The 17,866-nt window shown below is 73.8% G+C and carries 17 protein-coding genes; 7 read left to right on the top strand and 10 right to left on the bottom strand.

What is annotated here, in order from left to right; genetic code table 11:
• Window positions 1–11: 11 nt before the first annotated feature.
• A complete protein-coding gene (gene pcrA, locus ACI79E_RS06050; protein ID WP_456931622.1) occupies window positions 12–2,309 on the bottom strand; it encodes a DNA helicase PcrA in 2,298 nt (765 codons plus the stop codon).
• A 265-nt stretch (window positions 2,310–2,574) separates the two neighbouring features.
• On the opposite strand from pcrA, the gene ACI79E_RS06045 reads away from it, so the two are divergent.
• Complete coding sequence (locus ACI79E_RS06045; protein ID WP_456931621.1) at window positions 2,575–2,847, top strand: chorismate mutase; 273 nt, start codon at window positions 2,575–2,577, stop codon at window positions 2,845–2,847.
• An 18-nt stretch (window positions 2,848–2,865) separates the two neighbouring features.
• Here the strand turns inward: ACI79E_RS06045 and ACI79E_RS06040 are convergent, their stop codons facing one another.
• Entirely contained in the window at window positions 2,866–3,273 is a 408-nt protein-coding gene (locus tag ACI79E_RS06040; protein WP_456931620.1) for a YybH family protein, read from the bottom strand.
• A 169-nt stretch (window positions 3,274–3,442) separates the two neighbouring features.
• Between ACI79E_RS06040 and ACI79E_RS06035 the strand changes: the two genes are divergently transcribed.
• Both ACI79E_RS06035 and ACI79E_RS06030 read left to right on the top strand, forming a co-directional pair.
• A complete protein-coding gene (locus ACI79E_RS06035; protein WP_456931619.1) occupies window positions 3,443–4,177 on the top strand; it encodes a PIG-L deacetylase family protein in 735 nt (244 codons plus the stop codon).
• A gap of 110 nt (window positions 4,178–4,287) precedes the next feature.
• Window positions 4,288–5,664 carry an acetamidase/formamidase family protein gene (locus tag ACI79E_RS06030; RefSeq protein ID WP_456931618.1) on the top strand — a complete coding sequence of 459 codons (1,377 nt, stop codon included), beginning with the start codon at window positions 4,288–4,290 and terminating at the stop codon, window positions 5,662–5,664.
• Between the two features lie 29 nt (window positions 5,665–5,693).
• Here the strand turns inward: ACI79E_RS06030 and ACI79E_RS06025 are convergent, their stop codons facing one another.
• A complete protein-coding gene (locus ACI79E_RS06025) occupies window positions 5,694–6,365 on the bottom strand; it encodes a response regulator (protein WP_456931617.1) in 672 nt (223 codons plus the stop codon).
• The gene (locus ACI79E_RS06020) at window positions 6,362–7,537 is read right to left on the bottom strand and encodes an ATP-binding protein (protein ID WP_456931616.1); all 1,176 of its coding nucleotides are present in this window, start codon (window positions 7,535–7,537) and stop codon (window positions 6,362–6,364) included. Before ACI79E_RS06020 ends, ACI79E_RS06025 begins: the two co-directional genes overlap by 4 nt.
• Before the next feature lie 183 nt (window positions 7,538–7,720).
• On the opposite strand from ACI79E_RS06020, the gene ACI79E_RS06015 reads away from it, so the two are divergent.
• Window positions 7,721–8,602, top strand: a complete 882-nt coding sequence (locus ACI79E_RS06015; protein ID WP_456931615.1) for a PspC domain-containing protein — start codon at window positions 7,721–7,723, stop codon at window positions 8,600–8,602.
• Window positions 8,595–8,891: a hypothetical protein gene (locus tag ACI79E_RS06010; protein WP_456931614.1), complete on the top strand. Its 297-nt coding sequence runs from the start codon at window positions 8,595–8,597 to the stop codon at window positions 8,889–8,891. The genes ACI79E_RS06015 and ACI79E_RS06010 overlap by 8 nt, the downstream gene beginning before the upstream one ends.
• Before the next feature lie 66 nt (window positions 8,892–8,957).
• Here ACI79E_RS06010 and ACI79E_RS06005 read toward each other — a convergent pair whose 3' ends face one another.
• The 4 genes from ACI79E_RS06005 to guaB all read right to left on the bottom strand — a co-directional run bounded on the left by ACI79E_RS06005 (window position 8,958) and on the right by guaB (window position 13,869).
• Window positions 8,958–9,542 (bottom strand): dienelactone hydrolase family protein, encoded by a 585-nt coding sequence (locus tag ACI79E_RS06005; protein WP_456931613.1) that lies wholly within the window; start codon window positions 9,540–9,542, stop codon window positions 8,958–8,960.
• A 102-nt stretch (window positions 9,543–9,644) separates the two neighbouring features.
• Window positions 9,645–11,207 (bottom strand): glutamine-hydrolyzing GMP synthase, encoded by a 1,563-nt coding sequence (guaA, locus tag ACI79E_RS06000; protein WP_456931612.1) that lies wholly within the window; start codon window positions 11,205–11,207, stop codon window positions 9,645–9,647.
• On the bottom strand, window positions 11,207–12,343 hold the full coding sequence (locus tag ACI79E_RS05995; RefSeq protein WP_456931611.1) for a GuaB3 family IMP dehydrogenase-related protein: 1,137 nt from the start codon (window positions 12,341–12,343) through the stop codon (window positions 11,207–11,209). Before ACI79E_RS05995 ends, guaA begins: the two co-directional genes overlap by 1 nt.
• A 5-nt stretch (window positions 12,344–12,348) precedes the next feature.
• Entirely contained in the window at window positions 12,349–13,869 is a 1,521-nt protein-coding gene (guaB, locus tag ACI79E_RS05990) for an IMP dehydrogenase (RefSeq protein WP_456931610.1), read from the bottom strand.
• A 122-nt stretch (window positions 13,870–13,991) separates the two neighbouring features.
• Between guaB and ACI79E_RS05985 the strand changes: the two genes are divergently transcribed.
• Window positions 13,992–14,393, top strand: coding sequence for a DUF5319 family protein (locus ACI79E_RS05985; RefSeq protein WP_456931609.1), 402 nt, complete (start codon window positions 13,992–13,994; stop codon window positions 14,391–14,393).
• Window positions 14,394–14,507: 114 nt separating this feature from the next.
• Here the strand turns inward: ACI79E_RS05985 and ACI79E_RS05980 are convergent, their stop codons facing one another.
• Window positions 14,508–15,257 carry a LuxR C-terminal-related transcriptional regulator gene (locus ACI79E_RS05980; RefSeq protein WP_456931608.1) on the bottom strand — a complete coding sequence of 250 codons (750 nt, stop codon included), beginning with the start codon at window positions 15,255–15,257 and terminating at the stop codon, window positions 14,508–14,510.
• Window positions 15,258–15,596: 339 nt separating this feature from the next.
• Here ACI79E_RS05980 and ACI79E_RS05975 point away from each other — a divergent pair, with 339 nt between their 5' ends.
• Entirely contained in the window at window positions 15,597–15,896 is a 300-nt protein-coding gene (locus tag ACI79E_RS05975; protein WP_456847850.1) for a WhiB family transcriptional regulator, read from the top strand.
• A 166-nt stretch (window positions 15,897–16,062) separates the two neighbouring features.
• On the opposite strand, the gene groL is transcribed toward ACI79E_RS05975, so the two are convergent.
• Window positions 16,063–17,706 carry a chaperonin GroEL gene (groL, locus tag ACI79E_RS05970; protein WP_456931607.1) on the bottom strand — a complete coding sequence of 548 codons (1,644 nt, stop codon included), beginning with the start codon at window positions 17,704–17,706 and terminating at the stop codon, window positions 16,063–16,065.
• Between the last annotated feature and the right edge of the window lie 160 nt (window positions 17,707–17,866).

Here is a 17,866-nt window from a genome sequence, read left to right as displayed (position 1 = left end):
GGACCGCCGGGTCAGAGCTTGACGAGCGGGGCGTAGCGCAGGACGAGGCGCTTGGTGCCGCCCGAGCCGAAGTCCACGGTCGCCTGGGCCTTGTCGCCGGCGCCGGTGACCTCCACGACGGTGCCCAGCCCGAACGCGTCGTGGCTGACCCGGTCGCCCACCTCCACGGAGATGACCGGCCGGTTGCCCGCACCGCCCCGAAGCCCGCCGGTGGACAGCCCGGTGGCCGCGACCCGCGTCTGCGCCGAGCGGTACCCGGTGCTCGGCGCGGGGGCCGGCTCCTTGCCCGCCCACTGGACCGTGTCGGAGGGCAGCTCGTCGAGGAAGCGGGACGGCGGGTTGTACGCCGGCTGCCCCCAGCTGGTGCGCACCGTGGCCCGGGAGATGAACAGCCGCTGCTGCGCCCGGGTGATGCCGACGTAGGCCAGCCGGCGCTCCTCCTCCAGTTCCCGCGGGTCGCCCAGCGCCCGCAGGTGCGGGAAGACGCCGTCCTCCATGCCGGTGAGGAAGACGACCGGGAACTCCAGGCCCTTGGCCGTGTGCAGCGTCATCATCGTGACCACGCCCGCCTCGTCACCCGCGACGGGGATCTGGTCGGCGTCGGCCACCAGCGACACCTGCTCCAGGAAGTCGGTGACCGAGCCGCCGGGGTTGGCCGCCTCGAACTCCGCGGCCACGGAGATGAGCTCGTTGAGGTTGTCGACGCGGCCCTCGTCCTGCGGGTCGGTGCTGGCCTGGAGCTCGGTCAGGTAACCGGTGCGGTCGAGGATGCTCTCCAGCAGCGCGGCGGGGCCCGAGCCGGTCTCGACCAGGTTCTCGAACTCCTCGAGCAGCGCGACGAACTCCTGGATGGCCTTGAGCGACCGCGGCGCGAGGGTGGTGACCTCCGAGCAGCGCCGCAGCGCGCTGGCGAAGGCGATGCGCTCCCGGTCGGCGAAGCTCTCGATGCAGGACTCCGCCTTCTCGCCGATCCCCCGCTTGGGCACGTTGACCACGCGGCGCAGGCTGACGACGTCGGCCGGGTTGGCGACCACCTTGAGGTAGGCCAGCGCGTCGCGGACCTCCTTGCGCTCGTAGAAGCGCACCCCGCCGACGACCTTGTAGGGCATGCCGACGCGGATGAACACCTCCTCGAAGACGCGGGAGGCGTTGTTGGTGCGGTAGAAGACGGCGATGTCCTTGGGCTTGGCCGTGCCCTCGTCGACCAGCGCGTCGATCTGCTCGGCGACCCAGGCGGCCTCGTCGTGCTCGTTCTCGGCGACGTAGCCCTCGATCAGCTCGCCGTCCCCGGCGTCGGTCCAGAGGTTCTTCGGACGCCGGCCGGTGTTCTTCGCGATGACCTGGTTGGCCGCCTTGAGGATGCGCTGGGTGGAGCGGTAGTTCTGCTCCAGCAGGATCGTCGTCGCCTGCGGGTAGTCGCGCTCGAACTCGTCGATGTTGCGGATCGTGGCGCCGCGGAAGGCGTAGATCGACTGGTCGGCGTCACCGACGACGCACAGCTCGGCCGGCGGGACGGCGCCACCCTCCGGACCCACCAGCTCGCGGACCAGCACGTACTGCGCGTGGTTGGTGTCCTGGTACTCGTCGACCAGCACGTGCCGGAAGCGGCGGCGGTAGTGCTCGGCGACGTCGGGGAAGGCCTGCAGCAGGTGGACCGTCGTCATGATCAGGTCGTCGAAGTCCATGGCGTGCGCCTCGCGCAGCCGCCGCTGGTAGAGCCGGTAGGCCTCGGCCAGCACCTTCTCCGGCGCCGTGCCGGGGACGTAGCTCTCCTCGTCGACGAGCTCGTTCTTCAGGTTCGACACCTGGGCGGCGAGGCTGCGGCCGGGGTAGCGCTTGGCGTCGAGGTCGAGGTCGCGGGCGACCATGGTCATCAAGCGGACCGAGTCGCCCTGGTCGTAGATCGTGAACGACGACTTCATGCCGAGCTTGCCGGCCTCGGCGCGCAGGATGCGCACGCACATCGAGTGGAACGTCGACACCCACATGGCGCGGGCGCGCGGTCCGACCAGGTGCGCCACGCGCTCCTTCATCTCGCCCGCGGCCTTGTTGGTGAACGTGATCGCGAGGATCTCCCCCGGCTGCGCCCCGCGGGCACCGAGCAGGTAGGCGATCCGGTGGGCGAGCACCCGGGTCTTGCCCGAGCCGGCGCCGGCGACGATGAGCAGCGGGCTGCCCTCGTGGACGACGGCCTGCCGCTGCGGGCCGTTGAGCCCGGCGAGCATGCGGTCCAGCTCCCGGCCCACCGAGCCGGAGGCGGAGCGCTGGAGGGCGGCGGTACCGGGGAGGGCCTGCTGGACGCTGCTCATGACGACACCACTGTAGTTCGGACGGGTGACGCGCCCACGGGACGGACGCCACGCCGACCGCGGCGGTTGCTGGCGATCACCGACGACGTCGTGGCACACTCCTCGACGTGCTCACCGCGCTCAGCTTTTACTACGGCCACCGGGATCCGGTGTCCGTCACCGCTGGCTGAGCACACGCCGCAACAGACGCCCCGGGCCCGAGGAGCCCGGGGCGTTTCTCGTTCCCGGGGTCCGACGGCCTCCCGCAGCCCCGGAGGGACACCCCATGACCGCCACGCTCCCCACCGCCACCGACGCCGACGCGCGCATCGCCGACCTGCGCGAGGAGATCGACTCCTGCGACGCGGAGATCATCGCGCTGGTCCAGCGCCGGCTGGCCGTGTCGCAGCAGATCGGTGAGCTGCGCCGGGCCGCGGGCGGCACCCGCCTCTCACTGTCGCGCGAGCAGCAGGTGCTCGCCCGCTTCCAGGAGGCGCTCGGCCGCGACGGCGCGACCCTCGGCATGATGCTGCTCCGCCAGGGTCGCGGCCGCCTCTGAGCTCGACCCCCGACGCCGCTACCCGCGGCGCGGGTCCATGGGCGGGAAGTCCGCGTGGCGGTGCGTCAGCCACCACTCGCCGTCCACCCGGCGGTAGACGTGGGTGACCCGCAGCGTCATGGGGCGCCGCTCGCCGCCGTCGACCCGGACCACGCCGTGCTCGGAGCCGACGGTGTAGGCGAGGTCCCCGGCCACGTGGACGACGTCGTTGGTCGGGGTGAGCGCCCCGTCGCCGAACCGGCTGCCCACCCACTCGAAGGTGCCCGTCACGTCGGCGTGGCCCTTCTCGATCGGCCCCCAGGCGCCGAACAGCGTGACGTCGTCCGACCGCAGCCACAGGGCCGCGTACGGGGCCGGGTCACCGGCACCCATCGCCGCCAGCGCGTCCGCCGTCCGCTGCAGGGCCTTGTCGAAGTCCGGGTCCATGTCCGCTCCTCCCCCGGCCGACCCGCCGGCGCGGGCCGCCGCGAACCGTCCCCCGCGAGCAGCCAGGGTGCTCCGGGCCGGATCCGGACGGAACCCCCCACCCTGCCGTGCCGCACCCCTGGTCAGGTGCGCTCCGCGGGCCGGCGCGCGGACACCTAGGCTCCGGCGGGTGACCGCTGCCCACCCCCACCGTCCCGCCGAGCACGTCGACCGCGTCCTGTGCGTGCTGGCCCACCCCGACGACGTCGACTTCGGCAGCTCCGGGACCGTCGCGACGTGGACTGCGGCCGGCACCGAGGTCACCTACCTGATCGTCACCGACGGGGACGCCGGCGGGTTCGACGAGACGCCGCGGGACCAGATGGGTCCGCTGCGCCGGGCGGAGCAGGAGGCGGCGGCCAAGGCGGTCGGGGTGACCGACGTCCGGTTCCTCGGCTACCCCGACGGGCGGCTGGAGCTCACCCTCGACCTGCGCCGCGACATCAGCCGGGTGATCCGGCAGGTCCGGCCGCAGCGGGTGCTGACCAGCTCCCCGGAGCGGTTCTGGGAGCGGGTCGGGGCCAGCCACCCCGACCACATGATCGTCGGCGAGTCGACCATGCGGGCGGTCTACCCCGACGCCCGCAACCCCTTCGCCTTCCCCGAGCTGCTCGGGGAGGAGGGGCTGGAGGCGTGGACGGTCGAGGAGGTGTGGCTGACCGCCAGCCCACGCGCCGACCACGTCGTCGACGTCACCGACGTCGTGGAGCTGAAGTTCGCCGCGCTGCGCAGCCACGTCACGCAGGTCAGCCACCGCGACGACCTCGAGGAGTTCGTCACCGACTGGATGCGGGAGACCGGCCGTCGCCTGGGCCTGCCCGCCGGTCGCCTGGGCGAGGCCTTCCACGTGGTGTACACGGCCTGACGCTGAGCAACCGCCGCGCGTCCGGAAACCCAGACGGAACACGAGTTCCACAGGCGTAACCAGCGGTTCGTTCGACTCGTCCGACCAGCACCGCGCGGACGGGAGAACCCATGACGCAGACCACGCCCCAGACCGGCCCCGACCCGGCCACCGCCGCGGAGGTCGTCGAGCGCGGCATCGGCCGGCGGACGTTCGTCCAGGCCGCGCTGGCCGCCGGCGCCGCGCTGGGGACGGGCCTGGTCACGGCGTCGCCCGCCACCGCGACGCCGCGCACCCGCCTGCCCGGTGAGGTCCTGCAGCCCGGTCAGGGGCCCATCGACGGGGAGGTGTACGTCTCCTCCCTGCCGGAGGAGGTGCTCTGGGGCTACCTGCCCCGCGTCGGCGACGCCCCCGTGGCCCGCGTCCGCTCGGGCAGCACGGTCACCGTCGACACGGTGAGCCACGAGGGCATCCTCGAGGACCAGGGCCGCGACCCCGTGGCCTGGTTCGGCGGCAACGGCGTCCCCCGCGAGCAGGTGCTGGACGACGCGGTCGCCATCGCGTCCGGGTACGCCAAGCACGTGCGCGACTTCGACGCCGACGGGCCGCACGTCGTCACCGGTCCGGTCTTCGTGGACGGCGCACAGCCCGGCGACGTGCTGAAGATCGAGCCGCTCACCGCGCTGCCCCGGGTGCCCTACGGCGTGGTCTCCAGCCGGCACGGCAAGGGCGCGCTGGCCCGCCAGCTGGCCGTCCCCGGGGGCGGGATCACCGACGCGGAGGTCATGCCGCCGGTCGAGACCGACGGGCGCGCCACCGGTGACCCGACGCGGTACGGCAACGTCTCGGTGTTCACGCCGCTGGAGCGGGCCCGGGGTGGGGAGACCCGCGCGTGGATGCCGGTCGGTGCCGCCGGCCGCCGGGTCTCCTGGCCGGTCGACTGCTTCGCCGGGCTCATGGCGGTGGCCACCGTGTCCGACGCGCCGGCTCTGGACGACCCGCTGGTGAACTCCATCCCGCCGACCGTCGGCGGCGGCAACATCGACATCCGCCGCCTGAACGTCGGCTCGGCGTTCTACGTGCCGGTGGTCGCCGAGGGAGCCCTGTTCTCGGTGGGCGACCCGCACATGTCGATGGGCCACGGGGAGGTGGCGCTCACCGCGCTGGAGGGGTCCCTGCGGCTGACCTTCCGGCTGACGGTCTGCAAGCCGGGCGACGGGACCGCGCCGTCGGTGGCCTTCCGCTACCCGTTCGGCGAGTCACCGGACGCCTGGCTGCCGATCGGGCTGTCCGACCCGGACGGGTACCGCGACGGGCAGTTCGTCGACCTCGACGTCGCCGCGCGGCGGGCCGTCGTCAACGCCCTCGACTTCCTGGAGACCGACCTCGGCATGGAACGGACGGTGGCCTACGCATACCTCTCGGCGGCGGCCGACTTCGAGGTCTCGCAGGTGGTCGACCGGACCGTCGGCGTCCACGGCGTCATCTACAAGAGCCACTTCGCCTGAGCCGCGGCGGGGGCGCCTGCAGCGCCGCGTCACAACAGGCGGTTGGTCGCCGCCCAGCGGGTGAGCTCGTTGCGGTTGGACAGCTGGAGCTTGCGCAGCACGTTGGAGGCGTGGGACTCCACGGTCTTCACCGAGATGAACAGCCGGGAGCCGATCTCGCGGTAGGTGTAGCCGCGGGCCAGCAGCTGCATGACCTCCCGCTCGCGGGCGCTGAGCAGGTCCAGGCCGGGGTCGGTGGCGGGGTCCTCCGACGGCACGGGGGCCGACGCCGAGGTCGCGGCGAAGGCGTCGAGCACGAAGCCGGCCAGCCGCGGGCTGAACACCACGTCGCCGTCGGCGACCCGGTGGACCGCGTCGCGCAGGTCGGGCCCGGAGATGGTCTTGGTGACGTAGCCGCGGGCGCCGGCCCGGATGACGGCGATGACGTCCTCGGCCGCGTCGGAGACCGACAGCGCCAGCCAGCGCACCCCCGGCAGCTCCGCGCGCAGCGTCTCGAGCACCGCGTGGCCGCCGCCGCCGGGGAGGTGGACGTCGAGCAGCACGACGTCGGGCACCGTGGCCCGGATGCCCTCGACCGCGCCCGCGACGTCCGCGGCCTCCCCGACGACCGTCACCGCGTCGCCCAGCTCGGTGCGCACGCCCGAGCGCACCATCGCGTGGTCGTCGACGAGGAAGACGCGGGGCCCCCGCTCCTCGCTCACGCGGCCTCCCTCGGCAGGTACATCTCGACCTCGGTCCCCTCTCCCGGCGCGGAGCGCACCGTCGCCGTCCCGCCCACGCGGGCCAGGCGCCCGGTGACCGAGTCCCGCAGCCCGCGCCGGTCGGCGGGCACGTCGCACGGGTCGAACCCCGAGCCCCGGTCGCGGACGAAGACCTCGATCCGCTGCGGCGTGACCTCGGTGTAGAGGTCCGCCGACGAGGCCCCGGAGTGCTTGGCCGCGTTGACCAGGGCCTCCCGGGTGGCCGCGCCGAGGGCGGCGAGCGCGTCGTCGACCGGCGCGTCCCCGACCACGACGGACTCGACGGTCAGCGCGTGGTCGGCCTCCACCTCGGCGACCATGCCCTCGACCAGCGCCGCCCAGGTGCCCCCGGCGGCCTTCTCCGGCTCGTAGAGCCAGGTGCGCAGCTCGCGCTCCTGGCTGCGGGCCAGCCGGGCCACCGCCTTGGGGTCCTCGGCGTGGCGCTGGATGAGGGCGAGGGTCTGCAGCACCGAGTCGTGCAGGTGGGCGGCGACGGCGGCCCGCTCCTCCGAGCGCACCCGCGCGGTCCGCTCCGCCTCGCGCGAGGCGAGCAGCCGGCGCCACAGCGGGGCGGTGGCCAGCGCGATGCCGACGAGGATCACCAGGGTGGCGGCGAAGCCGTTGCGGGCGTTGGCCAGCTGCCCGGTGGTGGCCAGCAGCAGCACCACCCCGGCCGCGCCGAGGGCGATGCCGCCGGCGAGCACCCACGGCACACCGGGTCGGGCGAGGGTGCGGTCGGTGTCCAGCTGCCGCCAGATGACCGCGAGCCCCGCACCCACGAGGACCAGCGGGACGACGAGGTCGCTGTTGCCCCACGTGGCGAGGTTGGTGACCAGCACCAGGCCCCCGAACCCCAGCAGGGTGAGGCCGAGGGTCTGCCGGCGGCTGGGCTCGGTCGCCGGGTCCAGCGCCTCGGGGGCGACGTCGACGTCCGCCACCGGCATGAAGAACCACAGCAGCGCGTAGGCGATGACGCCGATGCCCGTGACGGCCAGGACGACGAAGCCGATGCGCACCGCGAGCGGGTCCAGCCTCAGGTGGACCGCCGTGCCCGCGGCGACACCGGCCAGCAGCCGGCCCGACCGCGGGCGTGCCAGCGGCGGGCGCTGCGGCACGAGGGCAGTCGTCGTCACGCTGTCGATCGTCGCACCGCGGGTCGCCGCGTCACACCGGTGATCACCCTGGAGTACCGGACCAGGGTGGATTGGGGGCGTTCCCTGATGTCCGCGGGCGGCGCCGCGGCGCAGGCTCGTCGCATGACATCGGCACCACCTCCTCCCCCGGCACCCCCCGCTCCCCCGCCGTCCGACCCGCCGATGGCGGAGTACCCGCCACCCCCGCCGGGTCCCCCGGTCCGACCGCCGCTGCGGCGCAGCCGCACCGACAAGGTCATCGGTGGCGTCTCCGGCGGCCTGGCGGAGTACTCCGGCATCGACACGCTGCTGTGGCGGGTCGGCTTCGTCGCCCTGGCCATCGCCGGCCCGGGCATCCCCGTCTACCTGCTGCTGTGGCTGCTCATGCCGGCCGGTCGGCCCGGACCTGCGGGGGACGCCCGCCGCTGGGAGCGCGCCGACCGTGGTCCGCGCTCCCCGGTCCCGGGGATCACGCTGGCCGGCCTGCTCATCGTCGTCGGCACGCTCGTGCTGGTCAGCCGCTTCACCGACTGGTCGATCGACCCGCAGTTCATCCTGGGGCCGGCGCTCCTGGTGGTCGGCCTGGGCCTGGTCGCGGCCGCGTTCTCCGGGGGCCGGCGGGCCAAGGGCGGCCTGATCGCCCTCGGCGCCCTGCTCTCGGTGGCGCTCATGGTCGTGTCGGCCGAGCCGTGGCGCGACGTCGACGGGGGCGTGGGCGACCGCACCTACCGGCCACTGACCGCCGCGGACGTCCGCTCCGAGTACCACCTCGGCGTCGGTGACGCGGTGCTGGACCTCACCGCCGTCGACTACTCCGACCTCGACGGGCCGATCACCACCCGCGTGGACGCCGGGGTCGGCGACGTGGACGTCTGGATCCCCGACTCCGCCGACGTCCGGGTGCAGGTGTCCAGCGGCATCGGCGACGTCGACGTCTTCGGCCGGGGCGTGGCCGACGGCTACCACGCCGGCACCGGGTCCGACCCCTGGACCGGCGACGGCGACCCCGAGATCGTGCTGACCATCAACGCCGGCATCGGCGACGTGGAGGTGGACCGTGCCTGACTACAGCGAGTTCCCGACGACGCCCACCGCCTGGCAGGAGCACGCGTTCGGTGACATCACCCCGCTGCCGGTCGAGGACCCGCCCCCGCCGGCACCGCGCCGGGGCATCGACCTCACCGCGCTGGTCCCGGGCCTGGTGTTCGTCGTCCTGGCCATCTCCCTGATGGCCGGCGCGGTGTTCCCCTTCGACCTGTTCGACGACGGGGGCCTGCTCTGGCTGGTGCTGATCGGCGCCGGCGTGGCCCTGCTGGTCAGCGAGGTGCGCAAGGCCCGCCGCCGGCGGAGCTGACGCACCGGGAGGGGTGGACGGACAGAGGGCCCGGGGAGCGGTCGCTCCCCGGGCCCTCTGCCGTCGTCAGCCGGAGACGCGGGCGCAGAACGCCAGCGCCCGGGCCCACAGCACCTCCGTGGCCGCCGCGTCGTACTCCGCCGGCAGGCTCGGGTCGGTGAACAGGTGCCCGCCGACCGGGTGCTCGACCAGCTCGACGTCCCCACCGGCGCTGCGCACGTCGGCCACGAAGGCGTCGAGCCACTCCTGGGCACGGAACGGGTCCCGCTCGCCGGAGTGCACCTGCACCGGCACCCCCGCCGGCCACTGCTCCACCCCGAGGACCGCCGGCGGCAGCGCACCGGAGAACAGCAGGACGCCGGCGCAGCGCCGCTGCGTGGCCACGTACTCGGCCATGCCCGCGCCGTTGGAGAAGCCGGCCGCGACGAAGCCGTCGGGCAGCTCCCGGACGGCGTCGACGGCGGCCTGCATGAGCGCCGGGAAGCCGATCTCCTCGACGTGCGCGCCGGCCTCGGCGTAGTCGTCGAAGACCCGTCCGCCGTACTGGTCGACGACGAGGACGTCGTGCCCGGCGGCCCGCAGCCGGTCGGCGGCGTCGGTGATGCCGGGGCGGACGCCGAGGACGGAGTGGAACAGCGCGATCGAGGCCATGCCCCCACCCTGCCCCGAGGTGCTGACAAGGCGGGGTGGGGTGCCGGGACCGGCCCGGCGCAGGGGCCGCGGCCGCGCCTCAGCGAGGGCGCCGCGGCCCCCCTACTCCCACTCGATGGTGCCCGGCGGCTTGCTGGTCACGTCGAGGACGACCCGGTTGACCTCGGGCACCTCGTTGGTGATCCGGGTGGAGATGCGGGCCAGGACGTCGTAGGGCAGCCGGGTCCAGTCGGCGGTCATCGCGTCCTCGCTGGACACCGGCCGCAGCACGACCGGGTGCCCGTAGGTGCGCCCGTCCCCCTGGACGCCGACCGAGCGGACGTCGGCCAGCAGCACCACGGGGCACTGCCAGATCTCCCGGTCCAGGTTCGCCGCGGTGAGCTCGGCGCGGGCGATCGCGTCGGCCCGGCGCAGCACGTCCAGCCGCTCGCGGGTGACCTCGCCGACGATCCGGATGCCCAGCCCCGGCCCCGGGAACGGCTGGCGCCACACCAGCGACTCGGGCAGGCCGAGCTGCAGGCCCACCTCGCGCACCTCGTCCTTGAACAGCGTGCGCAGCGGCTCGACGAGGGTGAAGGTGAGGTCCTCGGGCAGGCCGCCGACGTTGTGGTGGCTCTTGATGTTGGCCGTCCCGGTGCCGCCGCCGGACTCGACGACGTCGGGGTAGAGCGTGCCCTGCACGAGGAAGTCGACGGTCTCACCGTGCGCCTTCGCGTCGGAGACGACGTCGAGGGCGGCCTGCTCGAAGACGCGGATGAACTCCCGGCCGATGATCTTCCGCTTCTGCTCCGGGTCGCTCACCCCGGCCAGCGCGTCGAGGAACTGGTCGCGGGCGTCGACCACCCGCAGGTCCGCGCCGGTGACGGCGACGAAGTCCCGCTCGATCTGCTCGGTCTCGCCCTCGCGCATCAGCCCGTGGTCGACGTACACGCAGGTCAGCCGGTCGCCGATGGCCCGCTGGACGAGCGCCGCGGCGACCGCGGAGTCCACGCCGCCCGACAGTGCGCACAGCGCCCGCCGGTCGCCGACCTGGGCACGGATGCGCTCCACCTGCTCCTCGACGACGTTGGCCATCGTCCAGGTCGGCTCGAGCCCGGCGATGTCGAACAGGAAGTGCTCGAGCACCGTCTGCCCGTGCGCGGTGTGCCGCACCTCGGGGTGGAACTGGACGCCGGCGAGCTTGCGGTCGACGTCCTCGAAGGCGGCGACGGGAGCGCCGGTGGAGGTGGCGGTCACGGTGAACCCGGGGGGCGCGGCGCTGACGGCGTCCCCGTGGCTCATCCACACCGACTGCTCGACCGGCAGCGTGCCGAACAGCCGGCCCTGCGTGGTGACCGTCAGCGGGGTGCCCCCGTACTCGCGGTCGCCGGTGTGCGCGACCGTCCCGCCGAGGCTCTGCGCCATCGCCTGGAAGCCGTAGCAGATGCCGAACGCCGGGACGCCGGCCTCGAACAGCGTCGGGTCCACCTGCGGGGCGCCCTCGGCGTAGACGCTCGACGGCCCGCCGGACAGCACGATCGCCGCCGGCTTGCGGGCGACGATCTCCTCCGCCGGGACGTCGGAGGGCACGATCTCCGAGTACACGCCGGCCTCGCGGATCCGCCGGGCGATCAGCTGGGCGTACTGGGCGCCGTAGTCGACGACCAGGACGGTCGGGAACTCCATCAGTCGCCCCGGCCGCCGATCACGAGGTCGACCCGCTGGAACTCCTTGAGGTCCCGGTAGCCGGTCTTGGCCATGGTGCGGCGCAGCGCGCCGAACAGGTTGGTCCGCCCGTCGGCGGTCTGCGCGGCGCCGAGGAGCACGTCGTGCAGCGATCCGGCCGGCGGGATCGGCGCCGACACACCGCCGCGGGGCAGCCGCGGGTGCGCCGCGACCGAGTCCCACCAGATGCCACCACCGGGTGCCTCGGCCGCCGCGCGCAGCGGCTCACCGACCTGGACGGCGTCGGCGCCGCAGGCCAGGGCCCGGGCGATCGCGCCGCTGGTCTCGATGCGGCCGTTGGCGATCACGTGCACGTACCGGCCACCGGTCTCGTCGAGGTAGTCCCGGCGGGCGGCGGCGGCGTCGACGATCGCGCTGGCCAGTGGCACCCGGACCCCCATGACCGCGTCACCGGTGGAGAAGCTGTCGGCGCCCACGCCCACGATCACGCCGGCGGCGCCGGTGCGCATGAGGTGCAGCGCGGTCTGGTAGTTCGCCGCACCGCCCACGATCACCGGGACGTCGAGGTCGGCGATGAACTCCTTGAGGTTGAGCGCACCGCCCTGCGTGGTGACGTGCTCGGCGGAGACGATCGTGCCCTGGATGACCAGCAGGTCCACCCCGGCCGCCAGCACCGCCGGCGCCAGCTGCTGGGTGTGCTGGGGGGAGACCCGGACGGCGGTGGTCACCCCCGCGTCGCGCATCTCCTTGATCCGCGCGGTGATCAGGTCCGGCTTCACCGGCTCGCCGTAGACGTCCTGCAGCACCGACACCGGCGGGGCGCCCTCTGCCGCGGACTCGCGGATCCGGCGGTAGACCGGGGTGGGGTCGTCGTAGCGGGTCCACAGGCCCTCGGCGTTGAGCACGCCGAGCCCACCGGCCTGCCCGACGGCGATCGCCGTCGAGGGGCTGACGACGGCGTCCGAGGGGCTGGTCACCAGCGGGATGTCGAAGCGGAAGGCGTCGATCTGCCAGGCGGTCGAGACGTCGTCGACGTCCCGGGTGCGCCGCGAGGGCACGATCGAGACCTCGTCGAGGTCGTAGCCGCGGCGGGCGAAGCGGTTCAGCCCGATCTCGACGGTGTCACGCGTGGGCATTCCGGTCACCGGCCCCGGTAGTTGGGTGCTTCGACGGTCATCTGGATGTCGTGGGGGTGGCTCTCGACCAGGCCCGCCGAGGTGATGCGGGTCAGCTGACCGCGCTCCTGCAGGTCCTCCACGGTCTGTGCGCCCGCGTAGCCCATGGAGGCGCGCAGGCCGCCGACGAGCTGGTGGGCCACGCCGGCCAGCGGGCCCCGGTAGGGCACCTGGCCCTCGATGCCCTCGGGGACGAGCTTGTCGTCGGAGAGGACGTCGTCGGCGAAGTAGCGGTCGCGGCTGTAGGACTGGTTGCCGCGCTTCTGCATCGCGCCCAGCGACCCCATGCCGCGGTAGGTCTTGTACTGCTTGCCGTTGACGAACACCAGCTCGCCCGGCGCCTCCTCGACACCGGCGAACAGCCCGCCGATCATCACCGTCGACGCCCCGGCCACCAGCGCCTTGGCGATGTCACCGGAGTACTGCAGGCCGCCGTCGGCGATGACCGGGACGCCGGCCGGCCGGGCGGCCAGCGCGGCCTCGTAGATGGCGGTGACCTGGGGGACGCCGACGCCGGCGACCACCCGGGTGGTGCAGATGGAGCCGGGCCCGACGCCGACCTTGACCGCGTCCACGCCCGCGTCGACGAGCGCCTGCGCACCGGCGCGGGTGGCGACGTTGCCGCCCACCACCTGGACGCCGTGGCCGACGGTGGCGAAGTCCTTCTTCACCCGGGCGACCATGTCCAGCACCGCGCGCTGGTGGCCGTGGGCGGTGTCGACGACGAGCACGTCGACCCCGGCGTCGACCAGCAGCCCGGCCCGCTTGTAGGCGTCCTCGCCCACGCCGAGCGCCGCGCCGACCACGAGCCGGCCGTCGACGTCCTTGGTGGCGTGGGGGTACTGGTCGCGCTTGACGAAGTCCTTGACGGTGATCAGCCCGCGCAGCCGGCCGGCGTCGTCCACCAGCGGCAGCTTCTCGATCTTGTTCTTGCGTAGCAGGGCCAGCGCGGTGTCGGGGTCGACCCCCACCGGGGCGGTCACCAGCGGCATCGGCGTCATCACGTCGCGGACCAGCACCGACTGGTCGGTCTCGAACCGCATGTCGCGGTTGGTCACGATGCCCACGAGGACGCCGTCGGCGTCGACCACGGGGGCACCGGAGATGCGGTAGCGCGCCGACAGCGCGTCGACCTCGGCGAGGGTGTTGTCCGGCGAGCAGGTGACCGGGTTGGTCACCATGCCGGCCTCGGAGCGCTTGACCAGGTCGACCTGGCCGGCCTGCTCCTCGGCGGCGAGGTTGCGGTGCAGGACGCCGACACCGCCGACCCGCGCCATGGCGATGGCCATGCGCGCCTCGGTGACGGTGTCCATCGCGCTGGAGACCAGCGGCACGGCCAGCCGGATGCCCCGCGTGAGCTGGCTGCTGGTGTCCACCTCGGCCGGCACGACGTCGGACGCACCCGGGATCAGCAGGACGTCGTCGTAGGTCAACCCGAGCGGCGCGAACTTCGCCGGCAGCTCGGGAACGAACTCGTCGGGCTGCATCGAAGCCGCCACCCCTCCGGATCGGCCGGCGCCCTGGTGGGCGCGCGGGAGCCTCCTCTCGATCGTAGGCGGCGACACCGCGCGCTCGATGTGATGCCCGTCAGGCCACTACCGTGGGAGCCGTGAGTACGTGGGACGACGCATCCGGGCCCGACTTCGGGCCCGCCGACCAGCCAGGTCCGCCGCCGCTGACCATGGAGGAGCGGGCCGGCGTCCTGGACGACCTCGCCGAACTGGAGGTGTTCCGCACCCTGCTGGAGCCCACCGGCATCAAGGGCATCGTCGTGGACTGCCCCGACTGCGACGAGGAACACCACGTCGACTGGGCGCTCATGCAGGCCAACCTGCGCCAGCTGCTCGAGGAGGGGCAGACCGGCCGCCACGAGCCGCCGTTCGACCCCGACCCCGACGACTACGTCAGCTGGGACTACGCCAGCGGGTACGCCGACGGGATCGCCGCCCTGGCCGAGCGCGAGGAGCCCGGCGGCAGCGGCCGCGCCGGCAAGCACGCCCGCGACGACTGAGAGAGGGCCGCGCCCCGGCCACGTGCCGTCCGCAGCCCGGAGCCGGCACGACGAGAGCCCCCGGCGCGTGCGCACCGGGGGCTCTCGTCGTCGCGGCCCCTCAGGGCCGCGGGGTCACTGCATCATGCCGCGGCGGAAGCCGGTGGCCACCGCCTCGGCGCGGTCCTTCGCACCCAGCTTGCGGAACAGCCGCCGGGCGTGGGTCTTGATGGTGTCCTCGGACAGGTAGAGCTCACGGCCGATCTGGGCGTTGCTCTTGCCCTGGCTCATGCCGGTGAGCACCTGCATCTCGCGCATCGACAGGCTGACCGCTGCCGGCTCGCGCACCGTGGAGCGCACCGTCGTCGGGGCGGCCCCGGCCAGCGGGGTGGCACCGCTCCACGCGGGACCGGCGGTGGCGGCACCGACCGATGCCAGCGGCACCGGCTGGTGCGGGATCGCGGGGGCCGGGCCCCGGCCGTCGACCCGCAGGCCGACCCGGGACAGGCCCAGGCCCATCTCGAGGGCGGTGGCGTCCCAGCGCAGGTAGCCGCGCGCACCGACCGCGACGGCGGCCCGCACGCTCTCGGCGTCGTCGGGGGCGCCGAGCACCAGCACGGGCAGCCGGGGGTGGGCCCGCAGCGCCTGCGTGGCGACGGTCAGGCCCGAGTCCAGCGCCCGCTGGGTGCCCACGAGCAGCACGTCGGGCAGTCGGGTGGCCAGCCGGGACATGAGGGCGGCGGCGTCACCGACGACCTCCACCCGGCCCACGAACGGCAGCGCCACCAGCCGGCCCGCGATGTCGTCGCGGACCCGCCGACGCTCGTCGTAGACCCACACGGTCGTCGTGCCCTGGCCCGGGCCGCGCATCCTGTCGTCGATCACGCCTGCTCCTCGCTCTCCCGGCCGCGCGGTGCCGACCGGGTCCCACCGCCCGGATCCCCCGGCCGGGTGTCGCTCGGGCGGGAGACCCCACCCGGGGCACCGCCGTCGCCACCGGCAGTGCCGACGCTCCGTGGGGTGTCCCACGCCGGAGTTCGGCACGACCTGCAGCCACCTTGATCGAGTGCAGGGCGTGAGGACAGCGGCTCTCACCCAGCGGGGGGAGACGGGAACCGTGAAAATGCAGGGTCACGGTGTGTTTGACCCGCAGAGGCCTCGGGCACCGGGCCCCTTGCAGCCGGACCGCCTTCTCCGGCCCGCACCGAGCCGAGGAGGACCTTCATGGCCGACATCCGCCGACTCCCCACCCCTGTTGCCGAGGTCTGGGACTGGCAGCTGCACGGAGCCTGCCGTGGCGAGAGCACGGCCCTGTTCTTCCACCCGGACGGCGAGCGCGGCCCGGCCCGGGCCCGGCGCCAGGCGGCTGCCAAGGCCGTGTGCGCCCGCTGCCCCGTCATCGACGCGTGCCTCAAGCACGCGCTGTCCGTCCGCGAGCCGTACGGCGTGTGGGGCGGCATGAGCGAGGAGGAGCGGGCCCGGCTGATCGCCGCGGAGCCCGCCGCCGTCGCCGCGGGGGTCTGATCCCCCTCCAGACACGGCAGAGGGCCGGTCCAGCAGCTGCTGGACCGGCCCTCTGTGCGTGCGGGGGCGGGACGACGTCCTCCCCGCACGGTCCGGCTCCTGCCGCACCACCAGGTGTGCGGCAGGAGCCGGGACGATCAGCTCACCTGATCGTCGTGGGGCTGCCTCAGTGGCTGTGCCCGTGGCCGTGCGAGTGGCCGTGGGTGTGGTGCCCGGCGCCGGCGTGGTCGTGCTCCTCCTCGGGAGCCTCGACGACGGCGGAGTCGGTGGTCAGCACCATCGCGGCGATCGAGACGGCGTTGCCCAGCGCGGCCTTGGTGACCTTGACCGGGTCGATGACGCCCTGGGCGGCCAGGTCGCCGTACTCGCCGGTCGCGGCGTTGAAGCCGGTACCCGTGCCCGCCTCGCGCACCTTGGCCACGACGACCCGGCCCTCGAAGCCGGCGTTCTCGGCGATCCGCACCAGCGGGGCGTCGAGGGCGGCACGGACGGCGCGGGCGCCGGTCAGCTCGTCACCGGAGAGGTCGAGGGAGTCGATCGCGGCGGCCGCGTGCACGAGCGCCGAGCCACCACCGGGGACGACGCCCTCCTCCACCGCGGCGCGGGTGGCGGCGATGGCGTCCTCGATGCGGTGCTTCTTCTCCTTCATCTCGACCTCGGTCGCCGCACCGACGCGGATGACGCCGATGCCGCCGGCGAGCTTGGCCAGCCGCTCCTGCAGCTTCTCGCGGTCCCAGTCGGAGTCGGTCGCCTCGATCTCGCGCCGGATCTGGGCCACGCGGTCGCCGATGGCCTGCGACGTGCCGCCGCCGTCGACGATGGTGGTGTTGTCCTTGTCGACGGTGATGCGACGCGCGGTGCCGAGCACCTCCAGGCCGACCTGGTCGAGCTTGAGGCCGACGTCCTCGCTGACCACCTGACCGCCGGTGACGACGGCGAGGTCGGTCATGAACGCCTTGCGCCGGTCGCCGAAGTACGGCGACTTGACGGCGACGACCTTGATCGTCTTCCGGATCGAGTTGACGACGAGGGTGGACAGCGCCTCGCCCTCGACGTCCTCGGCGACGATGAGCAGCGGCCGGGCGCCGGTGGACAGCACCTTCTCCAGCAGCGGGAGCAGGTCGGCCAGGGCGCTGATCTTGCCGCTGACCAGCAGGACGAGGGCGTCGTCGAGGACGGCCTCCATCGCCTCCTGGTCGGTGACGAAGTAGGGCGAGAGGTAGCCCTTGTCGAACTGCACGCCCTCGGTCACGTCGAGCTCGGTGGAGAGGGTGTTGCTCTCCTCGACGGTGATGACGCCGTCCTTGCCGACCTTCTCCATGGCCTCGCTGATCAGCCGGCCGACCTCGGCGTCCTGCGCGGAGATCGTGGCGACGCCGGCGATGGCGGCCTGGTCGGCAACGGGGATCGCGACCTCGTCGAGGGCCCGGGAGACGGCCTCGGCGGCGGCGCGCATGCCGGTCCCGAGGGCCATGGGGCCCGCGCCGGCGGCGACGTTGCGCATGCCCTCGTGCACCAGGGCCTGGGCCAGCACCGTCGCGGTGGTGGTGCCGTCACCGGCGACGTCGTTGGTCTTGGTGGCGACGTTCTTGGCCAACTGGGCGCCGAGGTTCTCGTACGGGTCCTCGAGCTCGACCTCGCGGGCGATGGTCACGCCGTCGTTGGTGATCGTGGGCGCGCCGAACTTCTTGTCGAGGACGACGTTGCGGCCGCGCGGGCCGAGGGTCACCTTGACGGCGTCGGCGAGCTTGTCCACACCGCGCTCGAGCGCGCGGCGGGCGTCCTCGTTGAACTTGATGATCTTGGCCATGGGGCCCTTCCGATACGGGAGTTCAGGGGGTCGGACGACGACCGCCCCGGGACCCGGTGTTCGGGTCGCCGGGGCGGTCGGTGCAGAGGCAGGTCGCCCTCGGGACGGGACCAGGCGCTGGCCCCGTCCCGAGGCTCGTCCCGAGCTCGCGAGGGATGAG

This window comes from Geodermatophilus sp. SYSU D00079 (assembly GCF_054050635.1).
Note: the sequence above shows the minus strand (reverse complement) of the source record. Positions and strands in the feature narration are given on the sequence as shown.